Origin of the sequence: Cupriavidus nantongensis (assembly GCF_001598055.1) — a bacterium.
Classification (GTDB): domain Bacteria; phylum Pseudomonadota; class Gammaproteobacteria; order Burkholderiales; family Burkholderiaceae; genus Cupriavidus; species Cupriavidus nantongensis.
Map to the genome: position 1 here is coordinate 668,593 of NZ_CP014844.1, position 20,485 is coordinate 689,077.

Consider the following 20,485-nt stretch of genomic DNA (forward strand, 5'->3'; position numbering starts at 1 on the left):
GGTGCCGGCTGCGTCATGACAGCTGTTTGACAGCAGCAAAAATGGCGAACCTCGCGGTTCGCCATCTCGTTTGCAAGTGGTGCTGCTCAGGCTGCCTTCGACAGGCATTCCTTCATGTAGGCCTTGTATTCGTCGCCCTTCTTGCCCTTGCCCGACTTGCTGCAGGCCGCCATCTTTTCCTGCTGGGTCTTGGGCGCGCCGGACTTCGACAGGCATTCCTTCATGAACGCCTTGCGTTCGTCGCCCTTCTTGCCGGAAGCCTGCGCGTTACAGGCCTTCATCTTGTCTTGCTGGGTGTTGGCCGCGGGCTTGTCCGGATTGGCGGGGGTAGCAGGCGAGGCCGGCACGGCAGGCGTTGCCGGGGCCGCGGCCGACGGCTTGGCCGGCGTCGCAGGGGTGGCCGGCGTGGCGGTCTGCGCAAAGGCGCTGGCTGCGAACAGCGGGGTCACCAGCGCGCACACTGCAATCAGGGTCTTCATGCTTGCTCTCCTCGGGGGTGGACAACCTTATCGCCGCGCGCCGGAGTCGGCGTTGCAGCTTCCGTAACGGGCGTGATGCCCATTACAGCACAAAACGGAGCACGCCTGAGAAACGTTGACGAGCGCTTGCCACGCCGTTGTAAGCAATTGAAAACCGCGGCCGACGGTGGCTTAGAGCAGCCGGCCCTGGCCGCGCGAGACCGCATCGGCCTGCATCGCGGCGCGCTGGCGGTCCATGAAATCCCGCAGCGTGTCGATGCCGCGCAGGCGCAGGATGGTGTTGCGCACGGCGGCTTCGACCAGCACCGCAAGGTTGCGGCCGGCCGCCACCTGGATCTTGACCATGTGGATGGGCAGCCCGAGCACGTCCAGGTACTGCGAATCCAGCGGCAGCCGCTCGAACTCGCCATCGTTGCGCCGCACCAGCTGCACCACCAGCTTGATCTTCATCTTCCGCCGCACCGCGGTCTCGCCAAAGATGGTCTTGATATCGAGCAGCCCCAGGCCGCGCACTTCCAGCAGGTTCTGCAGCAGCGGCGGGCAGCGGCCCTCGATGAAATCCGGCCCCAGCCGGACGAAATCGACGGCGTCGTCGGCCACCAGCCCGTGGCCGCGCGAGATCAGTTCCAGGCCCAGCTCGCTCTTGCCCAGGCCCGATTCGCCCATGATCAGCACGCCCATGCCGAGGATGTCGAGGAACACGCCGTGCATGGTCACGCGCGGCGCCGAGATGCGCGACAGGTACAGGCGCAGGTGGTCGATCACCGCGGCCGACGACACCGGCGTGGTGAACAGCGGCGTCGACGAGCGCGTGCAGCGCAATTCCAGGTCCGGCGGCGGCTCCATGCCGTCGGCGATCACCAGGAACGGCGGCTCCAGCAGGATCAGCTCGCCCATCTGGCGCTTGCGGGTCTCGTCGTCGAGCCGCTGGTAGTACGTGATCTCGGGCTTGCCGAGGACCTGGATCCGGTTCGGGTGGATCAGGTTGAGGTGGCCCACCAGGTCCGCGGCGGAGGTCGCTTCGCGGGCGAATTCCACGTCAAAGGCGCGGTCCGCGCCCTCCAGGCCAGCGACCCACGAGAGTTTGAGGTCGGCTGCGTTGTCGTCGAAGATGGACTGGGAGGTGACGCCGGTGAGTTCCATGCGGTATGGCTGGTAAGGCGGTGTTCGAAGCGCGTGGCGCCTGCCCGGTCTGGTGCCGGCCCGCTAAAGGGGAATCAGTGGATCAGGGATGCCATGCGATCAGCAGTTCGTGCACGGCATCGGGCGTGGGCAGGGTCGCCAGGCCCTCGCGCATGTCGCGATCCGACAGCAGCTGCGCGATCTCGGACAAGATTTCCAGGTGTTGCTGCGTGGCCTGTTCCGGCACCAGAAGAAAGATCAGCAGCGAAACCGGCTTGCCGTCCGGCGATTCGAACGGAATCGGCTCGGCCAGGCGCATGAACGCGGCCAGCGGCTGCTTCAGGCCCTTGATGCGCCCGTGCGGGATCGCCACGCCGGCGCCCAGTCCGGTCGAGCCCAGCGACTCGCGCGCGAACAGGTTGTCGGTGACGATGGCGCGCGCCACGCCATGGTTGTTCTCGAAGAGGAGCCCGGCCTGCTCGAACACACGTTTCTTGCTGGTGACGCTGACGTCGAGGGTGATGTTGCCGGGTGGCAGCAATTTGGCCAAACGATTCATGGGCGATGCGCAGGATTTCAGTTAGCGGGCGGATCGTTCCGCCGGGCAGCGGCTGGCTCCCTGCCGCTGCGGGCGGGGGGACGTCCGGCCCATTATAGAGCAGCGGCTACCCCTGCCTTGTGCGGTGCAGCGCCAGCGGATGCGGCCACGATTTCTCTCTCTTTGTATGGCGCAGCATACACCTTGGCGCTGCGCTTGCGAACATTTCGGGCTCCCATGCGTGACAAGGTTTGCTCCGCTGCCACAGCCGGCACCGCCCCCGGGGCGCAAAAAAGCCGCGCTTCGCGGCGCGGCTTGCCTGTGGAATCCTGGTTCAGCAGCCCTCTGCGGGGCTGCCGGGCACGGGTTTATTGCTGCATTTGCGCTGCGGCCATCTGGTACTTGACCGCTTCGCGGTCGTGGCCTTGCACGCGATCCTTGTAGCGAATCACCTGACGGTCCAGCTTGTCGACGAGTGCGTCGATCGCCGCATACAGGTCTTCATGATGCGCTTCGACAAAGATGTCCTTGCCCTTGAGATGCAGATTGATTTCCGCGTACTGACGCCGGTCCTTTTCCTTGTGATTGTCGACAGAGAGCAGCACGCTAACGCCAATGACTTGATCGAAATGCCTGACGATTCGCTCCAGCTTCGTTTCCACGTACTCACGCAGAGGCGGCGTGATGTCCAGGTGGTGTCCACTGATCTTGAAGTTCATAGCGCTTCTCCTTCTGAAAGAGCCTCACCAGGCAGGCGGTGGGCTCGGCTACAAAGACTTGCGGAGATTGACTGCGGGGATTTTCAAGGCTTCACGATACTTGGCGACGGTGCGGCGCGCGACAACGAAGCCCTGTTCGCCCAGCAGTTCGGCGATGCGACTGTCGGAAAGGGGATTCCTCGGGTCTTCGGCTCCTATCAGTTGCTTGATCAAGGCGCGGATGGCCGTTGATGAAGCCGCGCCACCGGTCTCGGTGGACACGTGGCTGCCGAAGAAGTACTTCAGTTCGAAAGTACCCATCGGCGTGGCCATGTATTTATTGGTCGTCACCCGGGAGATGGTTGACTCGTGTAAACCCAGTGTATCGGCAATCTCCCGCAAAACCAAGGGGCGCATGGCGATTTCACCGTGGGTGAAAAAGTTCTTTTGACGCTCGACAATGGCCTGCGAAACCCGCAGGATCGTGTCGAACCTTTGCTGGATGTTCTTGATCAGCCAGCGCGCCTCCTGCAGCTTCTGCTGCAGCCCCGCGGTGCCGGTTTCGCCCTTGGCGCCACGCAGGATCTGGGCATACATATCATTGATGCGCAGCCTCGGCATCACATCCGGATTGAGCTGCGCGATCCAGCCGCCACCGCTCTTGCGCACGAACACATCGGGCACGACGAAGTCGGCCTCGGGGCGGCTGTACGCGTGGCCCGGGTAGGGCGCCAGCGAGCGGATCAGGTCATGCGCGGCCTTGAGCGCGACTTCATCGACCTGCAGGGCCTTCTTCAGCCGCGTGTAGTCGCGTACCGCAAGAAGTTCCAGGTGATGGGTGACGATGGTCAGCGCCAGTTCGCGCTGCGGGTGCGTCAGGCGGCGCAATTGCAGCGCCAGGCATTCGGCCGCGTTGCGCGCGCCCACGCCGGGCGGATCGAAGCTCTGCAGCAGCGTCAGGATGGCGTGGACTTCGTCGGGGTCGAACTCGAGTTCTTCGGGCAGCTCCGCGCAGATCTCTTCGAGCGATGCGCTCAGGTAGCCATCGTCGTCGAGCGATTCGATCAGGAAGATGGCGAGCCCCTTGTCGCGCGCCGAGATCTTCAGCGGCGTCAACTGCTCCATCAGGTATTCGCGCAGCGTGGGCTCGGCATCGCGCAGCTGCATCGGCGTCTTTTCGTCCTCGTCGCCTTGCGGGCGGCGGGCGAAGTCGTCCAGGCTCCAGTCGCCGTTGCTGTAGTCGTCGCCGCTGCTGTTGTCGCCGTAGCCGTCATCGGCGGCGCCTTCGGTGCGGGCGTCGCCATTGCCCTGGGGCTCGGCGGGGGCGGGCGCGGGCGCGCTTTGCAAGTTGACCGAGCCGTCGGCGGCCACGCGCAGCGGGCTTTCGATCCAGTCGTTCTCCCGCTCGAGCAGCGGGTTTTCCGTCAGCGCCTGTTCGACTTCCTGCTGCAGTTCCAGCGTGGAAAGCTGCAGCAGCCGGATCGACTGTTGCAGCTGCGGGGTCAGGGCCAGGTGCTGGGAGAGGCGGAGCTGTAGCGACGGTTTCATGCGACCTATTTTATGCGCATCTTTCCGATGTTGGAACGGAAATTGCTATCGCTGATGCGCCGTGATCGCCGCTGGCTCTCCCTGCCATGCAGCCATGGCGGCCCGCGCCGGGCCGCCAGCTTGTCACATGCGGAAGTTCTCGCCCAGGTAGACGCGCCGCACGGCGTCGTTGGCGATGATCTCTTCGGGCTGGCCCGCGGCCAGCACCGTGCCTTCGCTGATGATGTAGGCGTGGTCGCAGATGCCGAGCGTCTCGCGCACGTTGTGGTCGGTGATCAGCACGCCGATATTGCGCGCCTTCAGGAAGCTGACGATGCGCTGGATCTCGCCCACCGCGATCGGATCGACGCCGGCGAACGGTTCGTCGAGCAGGATGAAGCGCGGCGACGACGCCAGCGCGCGCGCGATTTCGACGCGGCGGCGCTCGCCGCCGGACAGCGACAGCGCCGGGTTGTTGCGCAGGTGCGCGATCTGCAGGTCGTCGAGCAGCGCATCGAGGCGGCGCTCGATCTCGGCCTTGGCCAGCGGCTTGCCCTTGTCGATCTGCAGCTCGAGCACTGCGCGGATGTTTTCCTCGACGTTGAGCTTGCGGAACACCGAGGCTTCCTGCGGCAGGTACGACAGCCCCATGCGCGCGCGCTCGTGAATCGGCAGGCCGCTGATGTGGTCGCCGTCGAGCACGATGTCGCCTTCGTCCAGCGCCACCAGGCCGACGATCATGTAGAACGACGTGGTCTTGCCCGCGCCGTTGGGGCCGAGCAGTCCGACCACCTCGCCGCTCTTGACGTCGAGCGAGACGTCCTTGACCACCGTGCGCGAGCCATAGCGCTTCTTCAGGTGGCGCACGACCAGCGTGCTGCCGCCGGGCAGGACGGAGTTGGCTTCGACGACAGGCTTGTCGGCAATGGTGGCGGTATCGGTCATGGGTACGGTCAGGGTTTGTTGGCGGGCGCGGGCGCCGACTTCAGGTCCAGCGGCGAGCCGCCCGCGGTGCCGGACTTCTGGTCCTGGCGGGGCGACAGCACCGCGCGCACGCGGCCGGACGGGTTCGCCGCCGCGGCATCGCCGCTGCCGCCGCCGGCAGCGGTATAGAGTTCCTTGCGGCTGTCGTAGGTCAGCACCGCGCCGCGGATCTCGTCGAGCAGCTTGGCGCCCTGCAGCCGCGCCATGCGGGCATTGCCGATCAGCTTGGAGAATTCCTGCTTGCCGTCGTATTCGATGCGGTCGCCCCAGCCGTCGATGTATTCGTCGACGCCCTCGCGCTTCTGGCGGATATAAGCCTGCTTGCCCGGCTTCGAGGTTGCCACGGCGAACTGGTAGCCCTCGGGGTCGGTGCGCAGCTCGGCGGCGTCGGACTTCAGGATCATGGTGCCCTTGGTCAGCACCACGTTGCCGGTCAGCGTATAGATCTGCTTGACGTCGTCATAGCTGGCATTGTCCGCCTCGAGCACCATCGGCTTGTCGCGGTCCGCGCGCTCGGCTAGGGCAGGCTGGGCCAGCAGGCCGAAGGCCAGGGCCAGCGCGAGCAGGGCCGGGGCGGTGCGTCGACGGGACGATGTCGTCAGGGAAGCGGTCATGTTGGCAGGGTTGCTTGAGGGGCGTCGGATGCGTGATGGTGCGGTTTGCGCGGCAATCGGCGCGCGCTGCCGGGCCGTGACGGCCGGCGTTGCGTGCGCGGCTGCGCCGGACCGGGAGTCAGGATCCCGGCGCACGGCCCGGGGACGGTCCGGTGATGATGGTGCCGCGTACATTGCCGAGCAATTGTACTTCGCGGGTGACGTTGTTGAAGATCAGGCCGTTGGCGGTCATCACCGACGGGCCGCGTGTCAGCTTGACGGGCTTGTCGGTCTTGACGATGTCGTCATTGACCAGCAGCTGGAAATAGCTCGACGCCGCGGTCAGCTGCGGGTCCTTGGACGGATCCTTGCCCTGCTGGCGCAGCACGTAGCCGTTGCCGTACAAATCGATCACCGTGCCTTCGGCGTTCATGCGGCCGATGTCGGCGCGCGCGGTCACCGGCGGGCGGTCCGGCTCGTAGGCGCGCATCGCGGGACGCGTGACCTCGTAGGTCTGGTCGTCCTCGAAATGGACCATGCGCTCGCCGGTGAAGCGGATCTTGGTGCTGCCGTCGGGCGCCAGCTCGGTGGCCGAGAAGCGGTCCATGAAGTAATCCGGCTCGTGCTTCTTGGTGGTTTGTGCGGCCTGGTCTTCCTTGGGGGAGTTGATCTGGACCAGCCAGAACGTGCTGCCCGCCACGATGGCCATCAGCAGCAGCGGCAGCAGCCGCATGACGATGCCGCTGAGGGAGGCGAGGAGTGCCTGCATGGTGTCCTTGGCGTTGTGCTGCTGGTACCGTCGGTGGCGCGCCGGCTCAGATGACCTTGGCGCGGGTCAGGTCGTGGATATGCAGCGCGCCGGTCAGGCGCCCGTCGTTGTCCACCACCAGCAGCTGGTTGATGCGGTTGGCTTCCATCACCTGCACGGCTTCCACCGCCAGCTGGTCCTGGTTGACCACATGCGGGTTGCGGTGCATGACCTCGCCGATCGGCACGGTCTTCCAGTCGCGCGGGGTTTCCAGCAGGCGGCGCAGGTCGCCGTCGGTGAACACGCCGATGGCGCGCCCGTCGGGATCCACCACCGCGGTCATGGCCATGCCCTTGCGCGTGATTTCCATCAGCGCCTGGGCCAGCGGCGTGCTTTCGCGCACCTCGGGCACGGCGTTGCCGGTGCGCATCACGTCGCGCACATGGGTCAGCAGCTTGCGCCCGAGCGCCCCGCCGGGGTGCGAGCGGGCAAAGTCTTCCTCGCCGAAGCCGCGCGCATCGAGCACCGCCACCGCGAGCGCGTCGCCCAGCGCCAGCGCGGCGGTGGTGCTGGCGGTCGGGGCCAGGTTCAGCGGGCAGGCTTCCTTCTCGACCGCCGCGTCCAGGTGGACGTCGGCCAGCTTGGCGAGGTTCGATTCCGGGTTGCCGGTGACCGAGATCAGGCGCGCGCCGATGCGCTTGACGATCGGGATGATCGACAGCAGCTCGCCGGTCTCGCCGGAATTGGAAAACGCGATCAGCACGTCGTCGCGCGTGACCATGCCGAGGTCGCCATGGCTGGCTTCGGCCGGGTGCACGAAGAACGCGGGGGTGCCGGTCGAGGCCAGCGTGGCCGCGACCTTGCGGCCGATATGGCCGGACTTGCCGATGCCGGAAACGACCACGCGCCCGGTGCATTGCAGGATCAGCTGCACGGCATGGGCAAAGTCGCCGTTGAGGCGGCCGGAAAGTGCGGAAACCGCATCGGCTTCGGTCTGGAGCGTGTCGCGGGCGAGCCGGAGTGCTCGATCCGCATCGAAATTAGCTATCATGGCGACGAAGTATACCAACGAATGCGACCGCACCTGGGCCGACCCACGGCGCGCGTCGCGCTCGCCCGTGCTCGCCGTATTTCCGCCGGCAGGGTGCCCGTGCCGGGTCGGCCGCGCGCCTTGCCGGTCACCCTGACCGCCTGATGCATTCTCCGCTGGAACTGACCCTGGTGCTGCTGGCCGCCGCCGTGTTCGGCGTGGTCGCGTTCCGCATGCTGCAGCTGCCGCCGATGCTGGGCTACCTTGCCGTCGGCATCCTGATCGGGCCGCATGCGCTGGGGCTGGCCAGCGATACCGCGCAGACCAAGTACCTGGCCGAATTCGGCGTGGTCTTCCTGATGTTCTCGATCGGGCTCGAATTCAGCCTGTCCAAGCTGCGCGCGATGAAGCGGCTGGTGTTCGGCCTGGGCGGCTCGCAGGTGGTGCTGTCGATGCTGGCGGTGGTGCCGGCCAGCTGGGCCTTCAACTGGCTGTTTCCGTTGTCGTGGCAGGCTTCGGTGGCGCTGGGCGGGGCCCTGGCCATGTCTTCCACCGCGATCGTGTCCAAGATGCTGTCCGAGCGCATGGAGCTGGAAAGCGAGCACGGGCGCAACATCATCAGCATCCTGCTGTTCCAGGACCTGGCGGTGGTGCCGCTGCTGATCGTGATTCCGGCGCTGTCGCGCGATCCGGGCGACCTGGTGATGGCGCTCGGCCTGGCCACGCTCAAGATTGTGGTGGCGCTGGGCGCGATCTTCTTCCTGGGGCAGCGCCTGATGAGCCGCTGGTTCCATGTGGTGGCGGCGCGCCGCTCGCAGGAACTGTTCATGCTGAACCTGCTGCTGGTCACGCTGGGCATGGCGGCGCTGACCGAGCGGCTGGGCCTGTCGATGGCGCTGGGCGCCTTCATGGCGGGCATGCTGATCTCCGAGACGCCCTACCGCCACCAGGTGGAGGAAGACATCAAGCCGTTCCGCGACGTGCTCCTGGGGCTGTTCTTCGTCACCATCGGCATGCTGCTCAATATCCGCGTGGTGCTCGACCATATCTGGCTGGTGCTGGCACTGCTGGTGGTGCCGGTGCTGTTCAAGCTGGTGCTGATCGCGGCGCTGGCGCGCGTGTTCGGCTCGCGCCAGGGCGTGGCCATCCGCACCGGGCTGGGGCTGGCGCAGGCGGGCGAGTTCGGCTTCGTGCTGCTGAACCAGATCGACGGCCTGAACCTGGTCGACCCGGTGCTGATCCAGGTGATCCTGGCGTCGATGCTGCTGTCGATGCTGGCGGCGCCTTTCCTGATCCAGTACAGCGACGCCATCGTGCTGCGCTTTGCCGCCAACGAATGGCTGATGCAGTCGCTCAACATGACCCGCATCGCCGCGCAGAGCCTGCAGACCGAGAAGCACGCCATCATCTGCGGCTTCGGCCGCAGCGGGCAGAACCTGGCGCATATGCTGGAGCGCGAGGGCATCAACTACGTGGCGCTCGACCTGGACCCCGACCGCGTGCGCGAGGCCGCGGCAGCTGGCGATACCGTGGTCTACGGCGACGCCGGCCGGCGCGAGGCGCTGATCGCCGCGGGCCTGCACCGCGCCGCCGCGGTGATCGTGACCTATGCCAACACGCAATCGGCGCTGAAGGTGCTGCACCACGTGCAGGAGCTGGCGCCGGCGCTGCCGGTGATCGTGCGCACGGTCGATGATTCGGAGCTGGACACGCTGCAGAAGGCCGGCGCCACCGAGGTGGTGCCCGAGATCATCGAAGGCAGCCTGATGCTGGCGTCGCACGCACTGGTGCTGCTGGGCGTGCCGATGCGCCGCGTGGTGCGCGGCGTGCAGCAGGCGCGCGACGCGCGCTACAGCCTGCTGCGTGGCTATTTCCACGGGCGCGACGACGAAGAGGACATGGTCGAGCGCGACTCGGTGCGGCTGCATTCAGTGTCGCTCGGCCCGCAGTCGACCGCGGTGGGCAGGCGCCTGGGCGTGCTGGGGCTGGAGCGCATCGGGGTCGAGGTGACCGCGGTGCGCCGGCGCGGCATCCGCGCCTTCGACCCGCAGCCGGAGACCGTGCTCGAGCCCGGCGATATCGTCGTGCTGCGCGGGCCGCCCGAGGCGCTGGAGGCCGCGGAGACGCGCATCCTGAATGGCTGAGCGCCGGAACCGGCGCTGCAGCATGCTTTAGTGCGGCCGCGGCTCGACCCAGGATTCCGGCAGGTTGTCGAGCACCGCGCGCGGATCCAGCGAGCGGATCGGCACGTCGCGATCGGCCGGGATGCGGCCCTCGCCCTGCAGCATCAGGTAGCGCAGGCAGCACACCCGCAGGAAGGACGAGAAATTGCCCGCCACGGCTTCGCTGCCGCGGTGTTCGGTCAGCTCGTCATGCAGGCGCGTGATCAGCTGGTTGACGGTCATGCCGTCGCGCTGCGCCAGTTCTTCCAGCACTTCCCAGAACAGGCTTTCCAGCCGGATGCTGGTGGCCGCGCCGTGCAGGCGCAGCGAGCGCGACTGGCTCTGGTAAGACGCCGGATTGGCGCGGATAAAGATCTCACACATCAAGGGCTCCCTGGCGGGCGGCGCGGCCGGCAGGCTGTGCATGGCCGGCTTCGGCAGGCCATGCAGCACGCGTGGGGCGCCGCATGCGGAAAGCACTAATGTACGATCCGCGTGCCCAGCACCGCAAGAAACTGCGCCAGCCAGGCCGGATGCGCCGGCCACGCCGGGGCGGTGACGAGGTTGCCGTCGGTGTGGGCCTGGTCGACCGCGATCTCGGCATAGGTGCCGCCGGCCAGCTTCACTTCCGGCGCGCAGGCCGGGTAGGCGGAGCAGGTCTTGCCTTCCAGCACGCCCGCGGCCGCCAGCAGCTGGGCGCCGTGGCACACCGCGGCAATCGGCTTGCCGGCCTGGGCGAAGTGCCGCACGATCTCCAGCACGCGCGCGTTCAGGCGCAGGTATTCGGGGGCGCGCCCGCCCGGGATGACCAGCGCGTCGTAGCCGGCCGGGTCGATCTCGGCAAAGGTGGCATTGAGGGTGAAGTTGTGGCCGCGCTTCTCGCTGTAGGTCTGGTCGCCCTCGAAATCATGGATCGCGGTGGCGCACGCGTCGCCCGCGCGCTTGTCGGGACAGATGGCATGCACGGTATGGCCGACCATCTGCAGCGCCTGGAACGGCACCATGGTTTCGTAATCTTCGGCGTAGTCGCCCACCAGCATCAGAATCTTTTTTGCCATCGTGGTCTCCTGTATGGTTACGGGTGTCCGGCGGGTGCCGGACGCGGCAAGCCGGCACGGGCAGCCCGTCCGGCCGGCAGGGCCATTGTGCTGGGCACCCCGGTGGCGCGGGTGGTATTGGGTTACCGCGCCGGTTACTGCGTCGGTTACCGCGCCGATTACCTGGCCCCCGCATGCCGCTGCCTCCGCTTTCTGACGGCGCGCCGCGCGCCCATCTTCCCGATCCCTATGGCAGATTCCATGATCCAGTCCCCCGATCTCGGCGACGTCACCGGCTACCTGCGCGAGCGCATCCGGACCGTGCCGGACTGGCCCCAGCCCGGCGTGATGTTCCGCGACATCACGCCGCTGCTGCAGGACCCCAAGACCCTGCGCGTGCTGATCGACGTGTTCGTGCACCGCTATATGGACGCGCAGCTGGACCTGGTCGCCGGCATCGATGCGCGCGGCTTTATCCTGGGCGCGATCGTCGCTTACGAGCTGAACCTCGGCTTCGTGCCGATCCGCAAGAAGGGCAAGCTGCCGTTCCAGACCGTGGCCGAGGAATACGAACTGGAATACGGCAGCGCCACGGTCGAGATCCACGCCGACGCCTGCAAGGCCGGCGACCGCGTGCTGCTGGTCGACGACCTGATCGCCACCGGCGGCACCATGATGGCGGGGCGCAAGCTGCTGGAGCGCCTGGGCGCGACCGTGGTCGAGGGCGCCGCCATCGTCGACCTGCCCGAGCTGGGCGGGTCGAAGCTGCTGCACGGCGCCGGGCTGCCGCTGTTCACCGTGTGCAGGTTCGAGGGGCACTGAGCCATGCGCGCCCGCGTCAAGATCCACGCAAGGAGTCTCCATGCCTGACCTGCTGCTGTTCCTGCTGACCTCCGTCGCCGTTACCGTGGCTCCCGGGCCCGACAACCTGCAGGTGCTGGCGCGCGGCATGGCGCAGGGGCGCCGTGCCGGGCTGGTGGCGGCATTGGGCTTTTCGGTCGGCTGCCTGTTCCATACCGTGATCGCCGCGGTGGGGCTGGCCGCGGTGCTGCGTTCCTCGCCGCTGGCGTTCCAGCTGATCAAGTACGCCGGCGCCGCCTACCTGATCTGGATCGGCATCCAGGCGCTGCGTGCGAAGGGCGGGCTGGCGCAGGGCGCCGAGGTCGATGCGGTGCCGCTGGCGCGCGTATTCCGACAGAGCGTGCTGGGCAACATGCTGAACCCCAAGGTGACGCTGTTCTTCCTGGTGTTCCTGCCGCAGTTCGTGCGCGCCGATGCCGCGCATCCCGGCCTGCAGTTCCTGCTGCTGGGCGTGGTCTTCATGCTGCAGACCGCGGTGGTGTTCTCGCTGTTCGGGCTGTGCGCGGGCTGGCTGGGCGCCTGGCTGCGCCGGCGGCCGGCCACCGGGCGCTGGCTGGACCGCGCAGCCGGGGCCATCTTCGTCGGGCTCGGCATCAAGGTCGCGCTGCCTTGAGTTGTCGCTGACCAGGCCCCATGCCGTTGCCGGTGCCGGGGGCCGGGCGCATAATGAGCCCTTGACAACGACACGATGACCGGGCGGAGCCTCCAGTCAGTATTCGGCACCGGTCACACAAAGGCGCACCATGGGCGTTCTCCTTCACCTGTTATCGGGCGTGGCCCTGCTCGTCTGGGGCACCAACATCGTCAAGGTCGGCATCCTGCGCGTCTATGGCGCCAATTTGCGCCACGTGCTGTCGACCAGCGTCTCCAACCGCTTCACCGCCTTCCTTGCCGGCCTGGGCGTGACCGGGCTGGTCCAGAGCAGCAACGCCACCGCGGTCATCGTCAGTTCCTTCGTCGGCCAGGGCCTGATCGCCGTGGCGCCGGCGCTGGCGATCATGCTGGGCGCCAACGTCGGCACCGCGCTGATGGTGCAGGTGTTCTCGCTGGACCTGTCGTGGCTGTCGCCGCTGCTGATCTTCGTCGGCGTGATCTGCCACCTGACCTGGAAGGGTAGCAAGCCCGGCCACGTCGGCCGCGTGCTGATCGGCCTGGGGCTGATCACGCTGGCGCTGGAACTGATCTCGATCGCGACCCGGCCGGTGGTGCAGGCCGCCGGGGTCAAGGTGCTGTTCGCCTCGCTGACCGGCGATTCGGGGCTGGACATGCTGGTGGGCGCGTTCCTGACCATCCTGTGCTATTCCAGCCTGGCCGTGGTGCTGTTCTGCGGCGCGCTTGCGTCGGCCGGGGTGGTGTCGATCCACGTGGCGCTGGCGCTGGTGCTGGGCGCCAACCTGGGCTCGGGCGTGTCGGCGCTGCTGACCACCTCGGGCAACAACCAGCCGGGCAAGCGCGTGACGCTTGGCAACCTGCTGTCGCGCCTGCTGGGCTGCCTGATCGCGCTGCCGCTGCTGGGCCAGGCCGAGGAACTGCTGGCGCTGGTCGACCATGAGCCGCAACGGCTGATCGTCAACTTCCACCTGCTGTTCAACGTCGCGCTGGCGGTGCTGCTGCTCGGCGCCACCGCGCCGCTGGCGCGCCTGTGCGAAAAGGTGCTGCCCGGGCGCAATACCGGCGACAGCCAGGTCACGCCGCGCCATCTCGATACCGCCGCGCTGTCGACGCCCACGCTGGCGCTGTCCAACGCCGCGCGCGAGGTGCTGCGCATCGGCGACCGCATCGAGCAGATGCTCGACAACATGCTGCGCGTGCTGCGTACCAACGACGCCAAGCTGGCCACCGCCACCTGCCGCATCGACAACGAGGTCGACGACCTCTACACCGCGATCAAGCTCTACCTGACCCGCATCAGCCTGGAAGCGCTGGACGAGCGCGACGGCCAGCGCTGGACCGAGATCATCTCGCTCACCATCAACCTCGAACACGCGGGCGATATCATCGAGCGCATCCTGCTCGATACCAAGGACAAGAAGATCGCCCACAACCTGATGTTCTCCGAGGCCGGCATGCAGGAGATCGCCGAGATGCACGCGCGCCTGGTCGCCAACCTGCGGCTGGGTTTGTCGGTGTTTCTCAATGGCGACCTGAAGAGCGCGCAGGCGCTGATGGCGGAGAAGGCCAACTTCCGCGAACTGGAGCGCAAGTACGCACGCACCCATTTGCAGCGCGTGGCGGTCCAGACCGCGGAGAGCATCGAGACCAGCTCGCTGCACCTGGACGTGATCAGCGAACTGAAGCGGCTGAACTCGCTGTTCTGCGCTACCGCCTATCCGGTGCTGGAGCAGGCCGGCGTGCTCAACCGCAGCCGCATGAAGGAAGATGATGTGACGCCGGTCTCGACCGTGCAGGCGGCGCGGCCCTGAAAGAAGCGGCTACAGCTTGTAGCCAAACTTCCGCAGCAACGCCTTTCGTTCTGCCACATCGGCCTCGGTCTCGATCCCCACCGGCGAGGCGCCGTCGATCACTGCCACCACGCCGCGGCCGGCATCGGTCTGCGCGATGATCACTTGGGTCGGGTTCGCGGTGGCGCAATAGATCCGGCAAACCTCCGGCACGGCGCGCACCGCGCCCAGCACGTTCACCGGGAAGAAGCCGTCGCCGAGGAAGATCAGGAAGCTGTGCCCGGCGCCGATGGCGCGCGCGTTTTCGCAGGCCATGTCGATCAGGTGCTCGTCGGTGCCCGACCAGCGCACCAGCCGCTTGCCCGACGCCTCGCAGAACGCCAGCCCGAAGCGGATGCCGGGCACCGTGCCGACCAGCGCCTCGTGCAGGTCTTCCACGGTCTTGATGAAGTGCGACTGGCCGAAGATAAAGTTGGTGGCTTCCGGCTTGGTAACCGGTACGACCGTCAGTTCCATGGCGTGGCTCCTGTGCGATGGGTGTCGCTGTCCGCTTCATGGTAGGGCGCGAGGTAGCGAAAGCAAGCCGGCGCCTGCTATACCGGATGGGTTGGCCCACCACCGGAGCCGCCCATGCCAGCCTTTTGCAGATGGCTTGCCGTGCTTGCCATCGTCCCGACGCTTGCTGCCGCGCAGGTCGCTCCGGCATCACAGCGCGAGGCCGCGCTGACCGAGCTGCGGCACCCCAATGTCGTGGTGGTCTTGCGCCATGCCAGCGCGCCGGGCGTGGGCGACCCGCCCGGCTTCCGGCTGGCGGATTGCGCCACCCAGCGCAATCTCGACGCGCGCGGGCGCGAGCAGGCGGTGCGGCTGGGCGCGGGCTGGAAGGCGGCCGGCTTCCGGCCGACGCAGGTGTGGAGCAGCGCCTGGTGCCGCTGCCAGGACACCGCGCGTCTGATCGGGCTGGGACCGGTGCAGGTGCAGCCGCTGCTCAACTCATTCTTCGGCGCCGATGCGCAGCGCCGCGACGCGCAGGTCGCGCAGCTGTCGCGGCTGATCGACGGTCTCGACCCCCGCGGCGGGCCTTACCTGATGGTCACGCACCAGGTGGTTATCACCGCGCTGACCGGGCACGGTGCCGACAGCGGTGGTGGCGTGGTGATCGAGTTGCCGCAGGGCCAAACGGCTCGGCGCACGCGGGTGCTCCCGGCCGCTGGGCTGGACTAATGTGGGACAGCGTTGGTCTCACCCGGTGCCACGCTCCGCCTCTGCGGGATAAGGGAGGGGGCCTTCTCCAGCTCGGTGTCGGGAGAGAGGATGCGCAGGCTCTGATCCTTTGGAATGTACGCGCCAGAGAAGCCCGGCGTGGAAGGATCGATAGAACTACAGACGATCCCGTCGAATGTCTTTGGGCCTAGCGTCACATCGCCTTCGTTGGTAATGTCCACCGCACCGTGCAGCTGGCACCAGCGCGCGTGGCGCTCATTGGCTTCAGGCAGTTGTTGCGATCGCAAGATGGTCCGCGAGCCATCTGCATTGTGGATCGCATTGTCGGGCGCATTCTGCGCAAGGGCAGGGCCCATGCTTGCCGCGACCGCAAGCGCGGTGGTCCGGATCGCATGCCGCATTCGTCTTGGCATCGGCGTCTCCTCGTCGCTCAGTAGAAGAAGGACGTGGTGGTCACGTCCATGATCTACGTTAGGAGAGGGCGCCTGCGCGGAAGCCATCAACTTAACCACAGCTTGATGCAAGGCAACTAAGACAACCACTGATGCAGGCAAGTCGCCACGATTCTTCCCCGCGCCTCACCGAAAATTCCGAAGGCCCTACCGCGCCAACAACGGCTTCAGATACTTCCCCGTAAAACTCGCCTTGCTCTTCGCCACCGCCTCCGGCGTGCCGCGCGCGATTACCTGGCCGCCGCCGGCGCCGCCTTCGGGGCCCATGTCGATCAGCCAGTCGGCGGTCTTGATGACATCGAGGTTGTGCTCGATGATGACGACGGTATTGCCCTGGTCGCGCAGCTTGTGGATGACCCTGAGCAGCAGTTCGATATCGTGGAAGTGCAGGCCGGTGGTGGGTTCGTCCAGGATGTAGAGCGTGCGTCCGGTATCGCGCTTGGACAGCTCCAGCGACAGTTTCACGCGCTGCGCCTCGCCGCCGGATAGCGTGGTCGCCGACTGTCCCAGCCGGATATAGCCCAGGCCCACGTCGAGCAGCGTCTGCAGCTTGCGCCGCACCACCGGCACCGCGCTGAAGAACTCGTGCGCCTGCTCGACGGTCAGGTCGAGCACCTCGGAGATATTCTTGCCCTTGTACAGCACCTCCAGCGTCTCGCGGTTGTAGCGCTTGCCGTGGCACACGTCGCAGGGCACGTACACGTCGGGCAGGAAGTGCATCTCGACCTTGAGCACGCCGTCGCCCTGGCATGACTCGCAGCGCCCGCCCTTGACGTTGAACGAGAAGCGGCCCGGATCGTAGCCGCGTTCCTTGGCCGACGGCACGCCGGCGAACAGCTCGCGGATCGGCGTGAACAGGCCGGTGTAGGTGGCCGGGTTGGAGCGCGGGGTGCGGCCGATCGGGCTCTGGTCGACGTTGATGACCTTGTCGAAATGCTCCAGCCCCTCAATGCGGTCGTGCGCCGCCGGTTCCGGGGTCGAGCCGTACAGGTGGCGCGCCACCGCGTGGTAGAGCGTGTCGTTGATCAGCGTCGACTTGCCCGAGCCGGACACGCCGGTGATGCAGGTCAGCAGGCCCACCGGCACTTCGGCGGTGACGTTGCGCAGGTTGTTGCCGCTGGCGTTGACGATGCGCAGCAGCCGCTCGTCGTCGGGCGCGGTGCGCTGCTTCGGCACTTCGATGCGGCGCTGGCCGGACAGGTACTGACCGGTCAGCGAAGCGGGCGATGCCTCGATCTGCCGCGGCGTGCCCTCGGCCACGATCATGCCGCCGTGCACGCCGGCGCCGGGCCCGATATCGACCACGTAGTCGCAGGCGCGGATCATGTCCTCGTCATGCTCGACCACCAGCACCGAGTTGCCGATATCGCGCAGGTGCTTGAGCGTGCCGATCAGGCGGTCGTTGTCGCGCTGGTGCAGGCCGATCGAGGGCTCGTCCAGCACGTACATCACGCCAGTCAGGCCGGAACCGATCTGCGACGCCAGCCGGATGCGCTGGGCCTCGCCGCCCGACAGCGTATCGGCGCTGCGCTCCAGCGACAGGTAGTCCAGCCCGACGTTGTTGAGGAAGTTCAGCCGCGCGGTGATCTCCTTGACGATCTTGTCGGCGATCTCGCGCTTGGCGCCGTGCATGTCCAGCGTCAGGAAGTAGGTCAGCGCATCGCGCAGCGGCCAGCCGTTGATCTCATAGATCGCGCGCGCCTGTTCGCCGTCGCCGAGCTTGACGTGGCGCGCCTCGGTGCGCAGCCGGGTGCCGTGGCAGGCCGGGCAGGGCTGGTTGTTCTGGTACTTGGCCAGTTCCTCGCGCACCGCGACCGAATCGGTCTCGCGGTAGCGGCGTTCCAGGTTGGGGATGATCCCTTCGAACACATGCTCGCGCACCGTGGTGCGGCCGCGTTCGTTGATATAGGTAAAGGGGATTTCCTGCTCGCCCGAGCCGTGCAGCACCACTTGCTGCACGTTCTCGGGCAGGGCCTCGAACGCGGTCTCGGTGTCGAAGTCATAGTACGCCGCCAGGCTTTGCAGCATCTGGAAGTAGAACTGGTTGCGCCGGTCCCAGCCCTTGATCGCGCCCGACGCCAGCGACAGGTTGGGGAAGGCCACCACCCGCTTCGGATCGAAGAACGTGATCTGCCCGAGACCGTCGCAGCTCGGGCAGGCGCCCATCGGGTTGTTGAACGAGAACAGCCGCGGCTCCAGTTCCTGCAGCGAATACGAGCAGATCGGGCAGGCAAAGCGCGAGCTGAAGGTGTGCTCCTTGCCGCTGTCCATCTCCAGCGCCAGCGCGCGGCCGTCGGCCAGCCGCAGCGCGGTCTCGAACGACTCGGCCAGGCGCTGCTTGATGTCGGCGCGCACCTTGACCCGGTCGACCACCACGTCGATGCTGTGTTTCTCGGTCTTCTTCAGCTTGGGCAGCGCGTCGACCTCATAGACCCGGGCCTGCGCCTCGTGCGCGGTGCCGCCGCCCGAGCGGATGCGAAAGCGCACGAAGCCCTGCGCCTGCATGCTGTCGAACAGGTCCGAGTGCTCGCCTTTGCGGTCGACCACCACCGGCGCCAGGATCATCAGCTTGGTGTCTTCCGGCAGCGCCAGCGCCGCGTCGACCATCTGCGACACGCTTTGCGCCTGCAGCGGCAGGTTGTGGTCGGGGCAGTAGGGGGTGCCGGCGCGCGCATACAGCAGGCGCAGGTAGTCGTGGATCTCGGTGACGGTGCCGACGGTGGAGCGCGGGTTGTGGCTGGTGGCCTTCTGCTCGATCGAAATCGCCGGCGACAGCCCTTCGATCAGGTCGACATCGGGCTTCTCCATCAGCTGCAGGAACTGGCGCGCGTAGGCGGACAGCGATTCCACGTAGCGGCGCTGGCCCTCGGCATAGAGCGTGTCGAAGGCCAGCGAGGACTTGCCCGAACCGGACAGGCCCGTGATCACGATCAGCCGGTTGCGCGGCAGGTCGAGATTGATGTTCTTCAGGTTGTGGGTACGCGCCCCACGGATCTTGATTTCTTCCATATGCCGAAAAGTCGTCGCCAGGCGGGCCGCCCCGGCCGGAATGCGCGCCCGGGCGCACCTCTCGGGGGCAGCCGGCATGGCCAGGTGACCCGGGAAGCGCGAAGGAGCAAACCTGTTAATATACCCAACTTCGGTTTCCGGGGTTGTCCGGCCACCAGCGGACCCGACCATTGCCGCCCAACGGCAACCAGCCCGACCCCGAATCCCACACGATCCCACGATCGCAATGCCGTCGATCCCTTCTTCTGCCCCGGAAACTTCCCCGGACACTTCCCCGGAAAGGGGTGCCGCCGACACACCCCAGGCCCCCGCGCGCGAACGCATGACGCGCGCCGAACTGCGCGCCGCGGTGTCGCTGGCCAGCATCTTTGCGCTGCGCATGCTGGGCCTGTTCCTGATCCTGCCGGTCTTTGCCGAATACGCCCGCAGCCTGCCCGATGGGCAGGATGCCCAGCGCGTTGGCCTGGCCATGGGCATCTACGGCCTGATGCAGGCGTTCCTGCACATCCCGCTGGGCTGGCTGTCGGACCGCGTCGGGCGCAAGCCGGTGATGGTGGGCGGGCTGCTGCTGTTTATCGCCGGCGGCCTGGTGGCGGCGTTTTCCGACACGCTGTCCGGCATCATCGCCGGGCGTGCGCTGCAGGGCATGGGCGCGATCTCCGCCGCCATCACCGCCTGCATCGCCGACCTGACCCGCGAGCGCCATCGCACCAAGGCCATGGCGATGGTGGGCGGCAGCATCGGGCTGACCTTTGCGCTGTCGCTGGTGATTGCCTCGCCGCTGCTGCACAGCATCGGCATGTCCGGCATCTTCGGGCTGATGTCGGTGCTGGGGCTGGTCGCCATCGGCGTCACCGTGTTCCTGGTGCCGACCCCGCCGCCGCCGCACCCGGTGCGGCTGCCGTTCCGCAAGGTGCTGCTCAACGGCGACCTGGCGCGGCTCAATGTCGGCGTGCTGGCGCTGCACGCGTCGCAGGTGGCGATGTTCATGGTGGTGCCGGCGATGCTGGCCGACGCCGGCATGCCGCTGAACCAGCACTGGAAGGTCTACCTGCCGGTGGTGCTGGTGTCGTTCGTGCTGATGCTGGGACCGATGATGGCGGCCGAGCGCTACGGCCGCGTGCGCCCGGTGCTGCTGGGCGCGGTCGCGCTGATGACCGCGGTGCAGCTGCTGTTTGCCGCCGTCCACGGGCTGTGGGCGATCGTCGGGGTCTTGCTGCTGTTCTTCGTCGCCTTCAACGTGCTGGAGGCGATGCAGCCTTCGCTGGTGTCGCGCTACGCCGCGGCCGCGCGCGGCGCGGCGCTCGGGGTCTACAACACCACCCAGGCGCTGGGCCTGTTCCTGGGCGGTGCCGCGGGCGGCTGGCTGCTCCAGCACGAGGGCCGCAGTGCCGTGTTCGTCGGCTGCGCGGCGGTGCTGTTGCTGTGGCTTATAATCGCCTGGAGCATGAAGGCGCCGCCGGCGCGCGGGCAGGAAGCCGCACCGGCGACCGCGGCCTGAGCCGGCGCCTGGTTTCGCATCATTTGGTAAAGCATTTGGGCTGGAAAGCGGCCTAGTATCATCGCGCCACCCGGCATCCTGGCGGGGGCGCGATGTTCGTTTACGTCGCCGCCGTATC

The 20,485-nt window shown here is 67.1% G+C and carries 21 protein-coding genes; 7 read left to right on the forward strand and 14 right to left on the reverse strand.

The features are described 5' to 3' along the window. Positions 1 to 86 precede the first annotated feature (86 nt). The 9 genes from A2G96_RS03040 to A2G96_RS03080 form a co-directional block, all read right to left on the reverse strand. Positions 87 to 479, reverse strand: a complete 393-nt coding sequence (locus A2G96_RS03040; protein WP_062796649.1) for a PsiF family protein — start codon at positions 477 to 479, stop codon at positions 87 to 89. A gap of 171 nt (positions 480 to 650) precedes the next feature. Continuing rightward, positions 651 to 1,622 carry an HPr(Ser) kinase/phosphatase gene (hprK, locus tag A2G96_RS03045; protein ID WP_012351664.1) on the reverse strand — a complete coding sequence of 324 codons (972 nt, stop codon included), beginning with the start codon at positions 1,620 to 1,622 and terminating at the stop codon, positions 651 to 653. 82 nt (positions 1,623 to 1,704) lie between these two features. Next, positions 1,705 to 2,160: a PTS sugar transporter subunit IIA gene (locus tag A2G96_RS03050; RefSeq protein ID WP_018008706.1), complete on the reverse strand. Its 456-nt coding sequence runs from the start codon at positions 2,158 to 2,160 to the stop codon at positions 1,705 to 1,707. A gap of 347 nt (positions 2,161 to 2,507) precedes the next feature. Then, positions 2,508 to 2,858, reverse strand: a complete 351-nt coding sequence (hpf, locus tag A2G96_RS03055) for a ribosome hibernation-promoting factor, HPF/YfiA family (protein ID WP_010814386.1) — start codon at positions 2,856 to 2,858, stop codon at positions 2,508 to 2,510. A 48-nt stretch (positions 2,859 to 2,906) separates the two neighbouring features. Then, positions 2,907 to 4,385 carry an RNA polymerase factor sigma-54 gene (locus tag A2G96_RS03060; RefSeq protein ID WP_062796651.1) on the reverse strand — a complete coding sequence of 493 codons (1,479 nt, stop codon included), beginning with the start codon at positions 4,383 to 4,385 and terminating at the stop codon, positions 2,907 to 2,909. A 123-nt stretch (positions 4,386 to 4,508) separates the two neighbouring features. Further along, positions 4,509 to 5,309, reverse strand: a complete 801-nt coding sequence (gene lptB, locus A2G96_RS03065; protein WP_062796653.1) for an LPS export ABC transporter ATP-binding protein — start codon at positions 5,307 to 5,309, stop codon at positions 4,509 to 4,511. Positions 5,310 to 5,317: 8 nt separating this feature from the next. After that, entirely contained in the window at positions 5,318 to 5,962 is a 645-nt protein-coding gene (gene lptA / locus A2G96_RS03070; RefSeq protein WP_062796655.1) for a lipopolysaccharide transport periplasmic protein LptA, read from the reverse strand. Between the two features lie 118 nt (positions 5,963 to 6,080). Next, positions 6,081 to 6,710 carry an LPS export ABC transporter periplasmic protein LptC gene (lptC, locus tag A2G96_RS03075; RefSeq protein WP_062796657.1) on the reverse strand — a complete coding sequence of 210 codons (630 nt, stop codon included), beginning with the start codon at positions 6,708 to 6,710 and terminating at the stop codon, positions 6,081 to 6,083. A 46-nt stretch (positions 6,711 to 6,756) separates the two neighbouring features. Then, positions 6,757 to 7,740, reverse strand: a complete 984-nt coding sequence (locus A2G96_RS03080) for a KpsF/GutQ family sugar-phosphate isomerase (protein WP_062802029.1) — start codon at positions 7,738 to 7,740, stop codon at positions 6,757 to 6,759. Here A2G96_RS03080 and A2G96_RS33785 point away from each other — a divergent pair. After that, the gene (locus A2G96_RS33785) at positions 7,627 to 7,884 is read left to right on the forward strand and encodes a hypothetical protein (protein WP_167354344.1); all 258 of its coding nucleotides are present in this window, start codon (positions 7,627 to 7,629) and stop codon (positions 7,882 to 7,884) included. The two genes, A2G96_RS03080 and A2G96_RS33785, sit on opposite strands and share 114 nt — an antisense overlap. Then, positions 7,884 to 9,863, forward strand: coding sequence for a monovalent cation:proton antiporter family protein (locus tag A2G96_RS03085; RefSeq protein WP_062796659.1), 1,980 nt, complete (start codon positions 7,884 to 7,886; stop codon positions 9,861 to 9,863). The genes A2G96_RS33785 and A2G96_RS03085 overlap by 1 nt, the downstream gene beginning before the upstream one ends. 27 nt (positions 9,864 to 9,890) lie before the next feature. Here A2G96_RS03085 and A2G96_RS03090 read toward each other — a convergent pair whose 3' ends face one another. Both A2G96_RS03090 and A2G96_RS03095 read right to left on the reverse strand, forming a co-directional pair. After that, positions 9,891 to 10,265 (reverse strand): ribbon-helix-helix domain-containing protein, encoded by a 375-nt coding sequence (locus A2G96_RS03090; protein ID WP_062802030.1) that lies wholly within the window; start codon positions 10,263 to 10,265, stop codon positions 9,891 to 9,893. A gap of 95 nt (positions 10,266 to 10,360) precedes the next feature. Further along, positions 10,361 to 10,939, reverse strand: a complete 579-nt coding sequence (locus A2G96_RS03095; protein WP_062796661.1) for a DJ-1/PfpI family protein — start codon at positions 10,937 to 10,939, stop codon at positions 10,361 to 10,363. Between the two features lie 228 nt (positions 10,940 to 11,167). Here A2G96_RS03095 and A2G96_RS03100 point away from each other — a divergent pair, with 228 nt between their 5' ends. The 3 genes from A2G96_RS03100 (at position 11,168) to A2G96_RS03110 (ending at position 14,202) form a co-directional block, all read left to right on the forward strand. Then, positions 11,168 to 11,740 (forward strand): adenine phosphoribosyltransferase, encoded by a 573-nt coding sequence (locus A2G96_RS03100; protein ID WP_062802031.1) that lies wholly within the window; start codon positions 11,168 to 11,170, stop codon positions 11,738 to 11,740. Positions 11,741 to 11,780: 40 nt separating this feature from the next. Next, complete coding sequence (locus tag A2G96_RS03105; RefSeq protein ID WP_062796663.1) at positions 11,781 to 12,392, forward strand: LysE family translocator; 612 nt, start codon at positions 11,781 to 11,783, stop codon at positions 12,390 to 12,392. A 130-nt stretch (positions 12,393 to 12,522) separates the two neighbouring features. Beyond that, positions 12,523 to 14,202: a Na/Pi cotransporter family protein gene (locus A2G96_RS03110; RefSeq protein WP_062796665.1), complete on the forward strand. Its 1,680-nt coding sequence runs from the start codon at positions 12,523 to 12,525 to the stop codon at positions 14,200 to 14,202. A 9-nt stretch (positions 14,203 to 14,211) separates the two neighbouring features. Here A2G96_RS03110 and A2G96_RS03115 read toward each other — a convergent pair whose 3' ends face one another. Then, positions 14,212 to 14,697 carry an adenosine-specific kinase gene (locus tag A2G96_RS03115; protein WP_062796667.1) on the reverse strand — a complete coding sequence of 162 codons (486 nt, stop codon included), beginning with the start codon at positions 14,695 to 14,697 and terminating at the stop codon, positions 14,212 to 14,214. 141 nt (positions 14,698 to 14,838) lie between these two features. On the opposite strand from A2G96_RS03115, the gene A2G96_RS03120 reads away from it, so the two are divergent. Then, complete coding sequence (locus A2G96_RS03120) at positions 14,839 to 15,405, forward strand: histidine phosphatase family protein (protein ID WP_231909611.1); 567 nt, start codon at positions 14,839 to 14,841, stop codon at positions 15,403 to 15,405. Here the strand turns inward: A2G96_RS03120 and A2G96_RS03125 are convergent. Both A2G96_RS03125 and uvrA read right to left on the reverse strand, forming a co-directional pair. Then, positions 15,402 to 15,818, reverse strand: a complete 417-nt coding sequence (locus A2G96_RS03125; RefSeq protein WP_150124045.1) for a hypothetical protein — start codon at positions 15,816 to 15,818, stop codon at positions 15,402 to 15,404. The two genes, A2G96_RS03120 and A2G96_RS03125, sit on opposite strands and share 4 nt — an antisense overlap. A 186-nt stretch (positions 15,819 to 16,004) precedes the next feature. Beyond that, positions 16,005 to 18,866 (reverse strand): excinuclease ABC subunit UvrA, encoded by a 2,862-nt coding sequence (gene uvrA / locus A2G96_RS03130; RefSeq protein ID WP_062796673.1) that lies wholly within the window; start codon positions 18,864 to 18,866, stop codon positions 16,005 to 16,007. Between the two features lie 226 nt (positions 18,867 to 19,092). Between uvrA and A2G96_RS03135 the strand changes: the two genes are divergently transcribed. Then, on the forward strand, positions 19,093 to 20,367 hold the full coding sequence (locus A2G96_RS03135; RefSeq protein ID WP_062796675.1) for an MFS transporter: 1,275 nt from the start codon (positions 19,093 to 19,095) through the stop codon (positions 20,365 to 20,367). The last annotated feature ends 118 nt before the right edge of the window (positions 20,368 to 20,485 follow it).

Excerpts from the sequence above, each read along its gene's own strand:
- lptA (WP_062796655.1), bottom strand. The coding sequence starts at position 5,962 with ATGACCGCTTCCCTGACGACATCGTCCCGTCGACGCACCGCCCCGGCC.
- lptB (WP_062796653.1), bottom strand. The coding sequence starts at position 5,309 with ATGACCGATACCGCCACCATTGCCGACAAGCCTGTCGTCGAAGCCAAC.
- A2G96_RS03110 (WP_062796665.1), top strand. The coding sequence starts at position 12,523 with ATGGGCGTTCTCCTTCACCTGTTATCGGGCGTGGCCCTGCTCGTCTGG.
- A2G96_RS03135 (WP_062796675.1), top strand. The coding sequence starts at position 19,093 with ATGCCGTCGATCCCTTCTTCTGCCCCGGAAACTTCCCCGGACACTTCC.
- A2G96_RS03080 (WP_062802029.1), bottom strand. The coding sequence starts at position 7,740 with ATGATAGCTAATTTCGATGCGGATCGAGCACTCCGGCTCGCCCGCGAC.
- A2G96_RS03040 (WP_062796649.1), bottom strand. The coding sequence starts at position 479 with ATGAAGACCCTGATTGCAGTGTGCGCGCTGGTGACCCCGCTGTTCGCA.
- A2G96_RS03050 (WP_018008706.1), bottom strand. The coding sequence starts at position 2,160 with ATGAATCGTTTGGCCAAATTGCTGCCACCCGGCAACATCACCCTCGAC.
- lptC (WP_062796657.1), bottom strand. The coding sequence starts at position 6,710 with ATGCAGGCACTCCTCGCCTCCCTCAGCGGCATCGTCATGCGGCTGCTG.
- A2G96_RS03090 (WP_062802030.1), bottom strand. The coding sequence starts at position 10,265 with ATGTGTGAGATCTTTATCCGCGCCAATCCGGCGTCTTACCAGAGCCAG.
- A2G96_RS03125 (WP_150124045.1), bottom strand. The coding sequence starts at position 15,818 with ATGCCAAGACGAATGCGGCATGCGATCCGGACCACCGCGCTTGCGGTC.
- A2G96_RS03100 (WP_062802031.1), top strand. The coding sequence starts at position 11,168 with ATGGCAGATTCCATGATCCAGTCCCCCGATCTCGGCGACGTCACCGGC.
- A2G96_RS03095 (WP_062796661.1), bottom strand. The coding sequence starts at position 10,939 with ATGGCAAAAAAGATTCTGATGCTGGTGGGCGACTACGCCGAAGATTAC.
- uvrA (WP_062796673.1), bottom strand. The coding sequence starts at position 18,866 with ATGGAAGAAATCAAGATCCGTGGGGCGCGTACCCACAACCTGAAGAAC.
- hprK (WP_012351664.1), bottom strand. The coding sequence starts at position 1,622 with ATGGAACTCACCGGCGTCACCTCCCAGTCCATCTTCGACGACAACGCA.
- hpf (WP_010814386.1), bottom strand. The coding sequence starts at position 2,858 with ATGAACTTCAAGATCAGTGGACACCACCTGGACATCACGCCGCCTCTG.
- A2G96_RS03115 (WP_062796667.1), bottom strand. The coding sequence starts at position 14,697 with ATGGAACTGACGGTCGTACCGGTTACCAAGCCGGAAGCCACCAACTTT.
- A2G96_RS03060 (WP_062796651.1), bottom strand. The coding sequence starts at position 4,385 with ATGAAACCGTCGCTACAGCTCCGCCTCTCCCAGCACCTGGCCCTGACC.
- A2G96_RS03105 (WP_062796663.1), top strand. The coding sequence starts at position 11,781 with ATGCCTGACCTGCTGCTGTTCCTGCTGACCTCCGTCGCCGTTACCGTG.
- A2G96_RS33785 (WP_167354344.1), top strand. The coding sequence starts at position 7,627 with ATGGGCAAAGTCGCCGTTGAGGCGGCCGGAAAGTGCGGAAACCGCATC.
- A2G96_RS03085 (WP_062796659.1), top strand. The coding sequence starts at position 7,884 with ATGCATTCTCCGCTGGAACTGACCCTGGTGCTGCTGGCCGCCGCCGTG.